The sequence below is a fragment of the Myxococcus llanfairpwllgwyngyllgogerychwyrndrobwllllantysiliogogogochensis genome, assembly GCF_006636215.1.
Classification (GTDB): Bacteria; Myxococcota; Myxococcia; order Myxococcales; family Myxococcaceae; genus Myxococcus; species Myxococcus llanfairpwllgwyngyllgogerychwyrndrobwllllantysiliogogogochensis.
In genome coordinates this window covers 134,405-140,404 of sequence record NZ_VIFM01000002.1, presented here as the reverse complement: position 1 = coordinate 140,404, position 6,000 = coordinate 134,405, and the positions used below count along the sequence as shown (strand labels likewise).

The following is a 6,000-nucleotide window of genomic DNA, read 5'->3' as shown; positions in this document are numbered from 1 at the left end:
TTTAAGACACAGCAGGAGCAAAATGAAAAGTGGGCGACACCCGCCACTGCCCCACGGGGCAGGAAGGCATCACACCCACCTCTTCAGCCCTGGAGCCGGGGCAGGCGCACGGTGAAGGTGGTGCCGTCCTCCTGCGAGGACACCACGTCCACGCTGCCACCGTGGCCGCGGATGATGTCCCGGACGATGTAGAGGCCCAGGCCGATGCTGCGGCTGGACTGGCCTTCCTTGAGCATGCCTCGCGTCATCGGCTCGAACAGGCGCGACATGAGCTCGGGCGGGATGGGGTCCCCACCGTTGTAGACACTCACCATCGCCTGGCCTGCCTCCGCGAACGTGCGCACCCGCACCGGAGCCTCCGGCGGGCTGTAGGCCAGCGCGTTGGAGAGCAGGTTGGTCAGCACCTGGGCGATGCGGTCCGGGTCCCATTCCCCCCGCACGTCCGGCGCCACGTCCACCTGCACGGGCCGGCCGGGGTGGGCGCCCTGCACCTCGTCCAGCACCTGCGTCACCACCTCCCGGAGGTCCGTGGGCTGCCGGTGCAGGGCGATGCCGCCGCCCAGCCGCGCCTTGGTGAAGTCCAAGAGGTCGCGAATCATCCGCGCCGCGCGCTCGCTGGCCTGACCGATGCGCTGCACCGTGCGCCGCTGCATGTCGGACAGCTCGCCCTTCTTCTCCAGGAGCCCCACCGACATGGAGATGGCCGCCAGGGGGTTGCGCAAGTCGTGCGAGACGATGCCCACCAGCTGCTGCTCGAACTCCGAGCGCCGCCGCAGCTCCTCGTGCACGCGGCGCTCCTCGGTGATGAGGCGCACCTGCTCCAGCGCCTGCGCGCACGCGTGCGCCAGCGCGGAGAAGAAGGCCCGGTCCATCTCCGTGAACAGCCGAGCCCGCGCGAAGGACAGGCCAATGGCCCCCAGCGCCCGCCCTTTCACGAGCAGCGGCAGGGCGATGGCGGACTCGTGGATGCCGTACGCATTCAGGTGCGGATAGCGCCCCTGCCAGTCCTCCAGTGAGCCCAGCCAGATGGGCCGCTGCTCGCGCACCGCCTCCGTGAGCGGCACCGGGTTGGACAGGGGGATGCGGCGCCACTTGGCCAGCACCTGCTCGGGGTAGCCCACCGCGTCCACGATTTCGAGCGCGTCCCCTTCGTCATTCAGGAGGTTCACCGCGCCCGCCTTCGCGCCCGCGGCCACCAGCCCCTGCTCGAAGAGCGCGCGGCACACTTCCGCCACCGTGCTGGCCTCCGACAGCCGCGCGGTGAAGTCGCGCAGCCGGTCGATGTGGCCCGCCGCGCGGTGCGCCAGCTCGCGCGCCTCCGCTTCCTTCTGTCGCAACAGCTCCGCCTGCGCGCGCACCTGGTGCTGCGCGCGGAACAGCTCCACGAAGACGGTGACCTTCGAGCGAAGCACTTCCGGCGGGAAGGGCTTCTGCAGGAAGTCCACCGCGCCGGTGGAGTAGCCGGTGACGAGCTCCGAGTCATCGCGCCCGTACGCGGTGAGGAAGATGATGGGGACGTTGCGGGTGCGCTCCCGCTGCTTGATGAGGGAGGCCGTCTCGAAGCCGTTCATCCCCGCCATCCGCACGTCCAGCAGGATGACGGCGTAGTCCTCGCGCAGGAGGAAGCGCAGCGCCTGCTCTCCGGAGGACGCCTTCGCGAGCCGTACGCCCAGCGGCTCCAGGATGGCCTCCAGCGACACCAGGTTGGCGGGGTTGTCGTCGACCAGCAGCACGCCCGGAGCTTCGACGCCCACGAGGCCGGTGCTTTCGGGGGACGCGTCCGGCGACTGCGAGGCGCTCAAGCCCCCCTGAGCGCCCGCCGCGCCATGTGGGGGCGTTCCCCGCCACCGCAACCATTCCGCCATCGTCGCTATCCCTTCGTGGAACATGGAGTCTTCACCTGGATGTCGGGGCGGTCCACCGTCGAAGCCTGGGAGTGTCCATCCGACCCGAGGGCAGGCCGGCTCCCATCAACACTCCTCGGCCCGGAATCAAACCGTGCCAGCAGTCTGCTTGTCGGGGTCGCTCACGGGGAGAGACGGCAAGCGTGCGTTATCCATCACTCGCCAGGTTCAGTATCGCCCCTTCGCGCCCAGGATGGGCAGGACGATGGGCAGCCCCACGGCCTCCTTGGAGAGTGGTCGGCCGCCTCCTCCGTCGTACTCGAAGCTCACCGTCTCCTGACTGATGGTGACATTGAGCATGTCCAGGTAGGCCTCCAGGCTGAAGGTCTCGTACACCCACGACTTGGACAGGCGCACGTCGAAGCGGAAGAAGGGCGGCAGCCGGTCCACGGAGTCTCGGTCCACCTTCACCCACGACGGCCTGCCGGAGCTGTCCTGTCCCGCGCGGTGGGTCTGCGTGCCCAGCGTTCCGTACTCCGGACGGCCGGTGTTGAAGTGCAGCACGCCGCCCAGGGTGACGCTGTTGGAGAACTTGTAGCTGAGCACCAGGTTGAGCACGTGGGACTGGTCGAAGGCGAAGGGCAGGTCCGCGGAAGCCTCGCCCAGCACGTTGCCCTCCACGTCGTACCGGTAGAAGCGCGTGCGCCGGACGCTGCGCTGCAGCGTGTACGAGAGCCAGCCGAACCAGTTGTCGCCCAGCGGATGGCGGACGAGCAGCTCCAGTCCATACGCGAGGCCATGGCTCTTGAAGTCGGGGAAGTTGATGTCGTCGCGGTTCGGGATGCCCGGGTCCTGGTCCGGCGTGGGCAGCGGGTCCGGGTCATCCACCAGGCCCTCGTCGGAGAAGGGCGTCAGCTCGATGGTCCGCACCAGCGGGTTGACGTAGACGTCCATGCCCAGCTCCAACCCCTGGAGCGCCTTCCACTCCGCGCCGAACGAGAACTGCGCGCCCTCCTGGAGCCCCAACAGCAGGCTGCCCACGTCCACCACGGGCAGGCTGATGAGTGAAGTGGGTGGCTGGTGGAACAGGCCCGCGGAGCCCTTGAGGACGAGCGAGTCGGTGAGCTGGTGGCGCAGGGTGAGGCGCGGCTCCAGCGCGGTGCGGTCGATGCCCGGGGACAGGTGGTAGTTGTCCACGCGCAGTCCCGGCACCACGGACCACTTGGGAGTGGGCTGCCACACCAGCTCCGCCCACGCGCCCAGGAAGGTGGCCAGCGCCACCGGGGCGAACTCGGCCGTCTCCTCGTCCGGGTTCAGCTCGTAGAAGTCGACGATGGCGCGCTTGTGGTCCACGTCACCGCCCAGTCGCAGCGTCACTTTGGGGTCCAGCGGCGCGGTGTAGCCCAGGCGCGCGGACCAGGTGCCCTGGTCGATGAAGACGGACGTCGCGTCGCTCGGCGGGGTGCTGCTGGTGACGGCGAAGCGGTCCAGGCCCCACGTCGCGCCGATTTCGAACTCGCCGCCGGCCAGCGGGTGGCGGTGCCGCAGGTCCACGCGGTGGAAGATGATGGACTGCAGCGCGGTGTCTCCGAACTCGTCCTGCGCCTCGGAGCCGAACGTGTCCGACGAGCCGAACGCGAACAGCCTCAGCTTGCCCTGCCCCACGTCCTGCTCCACGCGCAGCTGGTAGTCCCAGAAGTCGAGGATGACCTTCGGGTTGAGGCGGCCCGACTGGGGCGGGTCCTGGAGCTTGTTGGCCGCGAGCGCGATGAGCCACGGCGTATAGGAGTAGCGGCCCGCGAGGCTGACGTTGGTGCCGGTGGAGACGAACGGCGTCTCCAGGAAGAAGCCCGCGTTGATGAGGTCCGCGTAGGCGCTGCCGTGGACGCGGTCATCGCGCGGCCTGCTGAGCCGGCCTTCAATCGCCCCGCCCAGCAGCCGCCCGTAGCGGGGCGGCGGTGAGCCCGGGAAGAAGTCGATGGCGTCGATGAAGTCCGGGTGGATGACCGCGGGGCCGAGGAAGAGGTGGAAGAGGATGGGGACGCGGATGCCATCCAGGAAGTAGCCGGTGGCCGCGGGCTGGCTGCCGCGCACCACGGGGTAGGCCACGCCGGACAACATGCTGCTCACGCCCGGCAGCAGCATGATGACGCGGAACGGGTCGCCCATGGTGCCGGGCACTTCGCGCAGCTCCGCGTCGTGCAACGTGACGCGGCTGACCTCGGTGCGCTCGCGGTCTCCGCGCACCACCGTCTCGTAGGGATTGATGACGAGCGGCGCAAGCCCGTACACCACCTCCAGCGCCTCCTGCGTCCCGAGCTCCTCGCGGAAGAGGCCGGGCTTGTGGCCGGGCGCGGACACGCGGACGCGATGTCCCCCCGAGGGCCAGCGCGCCTCGAAGCGGCCCTGCGTATCCGTCTGCACCGGCGCGTCCGGCACGCTGTCCGACACCAGCGTGGCGCCGACGACGGGGCGCCGGTTGCCCTTGGTGCGCACCAGTCCACGCAAGGTGACGGGGCCTTCGAGGCGTGCATCCTCGGCGACGACGGGCGCCTCGAAGCGGTACTCGAAGGCGAGGCGCACCGGCACCGGCTGTCCATCCACGGTGGCGGGCGAGAAGCGCAGGGACGGCGCGGCGTGCAGCGCGGCTTTGTCCAACAGCGGGTGGACGCCCCGCACCAGCGTGGCGGATTCGACCTCCCCCGCGTCGTCGACCAGCAGCTCCAGTTGGACCACGCCCGAGACACGCTCCGACGCGAGCTCGGGCGGATAGGGCGCGGGGGCGTCTCGCGTCAGCGCGGGGGGAATGAAGACGGGCTCGGCCACGCCTCCATCCGGCGTGACGACCTCCACCGCCCAGCCCGCGTCCGTGCGCGCGAGGCCGACTTCCGCCGCGGACACGCCCGCATCCGCGCTGCCTCCATCCGGCGGTGACGGAGCCTGGGCATGCGCGGGGAGCACCGGCACGAGCAGCACCAGCAGCCACACCGCGATGAGCGCGCGCGAGCCGAGTCCTCCGCGTCGCCTTCCCCGAATCGTTTCCGTCACGTCTGTTCCCAAGGGCCCCTGGATGCATGAGGCCAGGGACGGGGCAGGGTGACAAGCACCCCTCCCGCGAAGCCGTCACCCGCAGAGCAGAAGCAACCGCGAAACCTTCGACTCCGTCCCGGGTTGGACGAAGCGCACCCGCCACGTCACGCACCCGACACGAGCCTTGTCTCCGAGGGAGGGAGGACATGGGCACGGGGGCTCACCAAGTTCCCCGCACTCCGGAGCCCCGCGTCATGAGTCTTTGTCTGTCCCTGTCCTGGTGCCGGCTGGCGTCCACCGCCCTGCCGCTGTCCGCGTTTCCGCCTCGCGACGCCCGCCTGCTCTCCCTGGCTCCGCCGAGTCACTCGGTGGGGGACGCGGCGGCGGCGTGGACGTGGGCTGTCGTCGGGGGGCGTGCGGAATGATCGCCCCACCGTCCATCCATGTCGTGCGCGCGCGCCTGCTCCAACTGCTCTTCGGGTTGCTGCTGGTGTTGGTGGCGCTGAGCTTGATTCCCTCGACCCCGGCCACGCTCACCGCCGAGCAGACGGCGGGGCCCCACGAGGACGCGGCCGTGCTCCGGGAGCCCGCCCGGCTCGGGACGATGGGCCCCGAGCGGTGCCCACCCGACACCCTCTGTCTTCCAAGCCGCTGAAGCACGCGCGACGGACCGCCACGCGCTGTCCGCGCCGATGGTTCCATCTCCCCGCCGCCTCCGCGCTCAGCGCTGGGGCAGGATGGCGGCGGCGACCTGGTTCACGAGCTTGAGCTGACCACGCGACATGCGGCGCAGCGTGCGCAGGAGGCGGCGCATCTCCGGCAGGTGGTCCTTGTCCCGCGAGTCCTCCTCCCACAGCGCCGCGCCCACCGAGGCCGCCGTGACGAGCCCCAGGCCCACGTCCGCCGACAGGCGCAGCGCCAGACACAGGCGGAACAGCGTCGGCACGCTGGGCATCATCTTCCCGCGCTCCATCCGCCCATAGACCTCCGCGGCGATGCCGATGCGCTCGGCCACATCCGCCTGCGTCAGCCCCGCGCGCATCCGCGCCGACCGCGCCTCCTCGCCAACGCTCACCGCCAGGCGCCGCTCCAGCTGTTGACGCGATTGTCGGGCGCGGTCGCTCGG

General features: G+C 70.4%; 5 protein-coding genes. 2 read left to right on the top strand and 3 right to left on the bottom strand.

Translation table 11 applies throughout. The features are described 5' to 3' along the window. Positions 1-83 precede the first annotated feature (83 nt). Both FJV41_RS01030 and FJV41_RS01025 read right to left on the bottom strand, forming a co-directional pair. A complete protein-coding gene (locus FJV41_RS01030; RefSeq protein ID WP_246136922.1) occupies positions 84-1,802 on the bottom strand; it encodes a hybrid sensor histidine kinase/response regulator in 1,719 nt (572 codons plus the stop codon). Between the two features lie 270 nt (positions 1,803-2,072). Continuing rightward, positions 2,073-4,820 carry a TonB-dependent receptor domain-containing protein gene (locus FJV41_RS01025; RefSeq protein ID WP_438616725.1) on the bottom strand — a complete coding sequence of 916 codons (2,748 nt, stop codon included), beginning with the start codon at positions 4,818-4,820 and terminating at the stop codon, positions 2,073-2,075. 308 nt (positions 4,821-5,128) lie between these two features. Between FJV41_RS01025 and FJV41_RS52000 the strand changes: the two genes are divergently transcribed. Both FJV41_RS52000 and FJV41_RS01020 read left to right on the top strand, forming a co-directional pair. Next, the gene (locus FJV41_RS52000) at positions 5,129-5,299 is read left to right on the top strand and encodes a hypothetical protein (protein ID WP_174486587.1); all 171 of its coding nucleotides are present in this window, start codon (positions 5,129-5,131) and stop codon (positions 5,297-5,299) included. Next, on the top strand, positions 5,296-5,529 hold the full coding sequence (locus tag FJV41_RS01020) for a hypothetical protein (protein ID WP_141640473.1): 234 nt from the start codon (positions 5,296-5,298) through the stop codon (positions 5,527-5,529). The genes FJV41_RS52000 and FJV41_RS01020 overlap by 4 nt, the downstream gene beginning before the upstream one ends. A 66-nt stretch (positions 5,530-5,595) precedes the next feature. On the opposite strand, the gene FJV41_RS01015 is transcribed toward FJV41_RS01020, so the two are convergent. Then, complete coding sequence (locus tag FJV41_RS01015; RefSeq protein WP_046716786.1) at positions 5,596-5,967, bottom strand: helix-turn-helix domain-containing protein; 372 nt, start codon at positions 5,965-5,967, stop codon at positions 5,596-5,598. Positions 5,968-6,000: the final 33 nt, after the last annotated feature.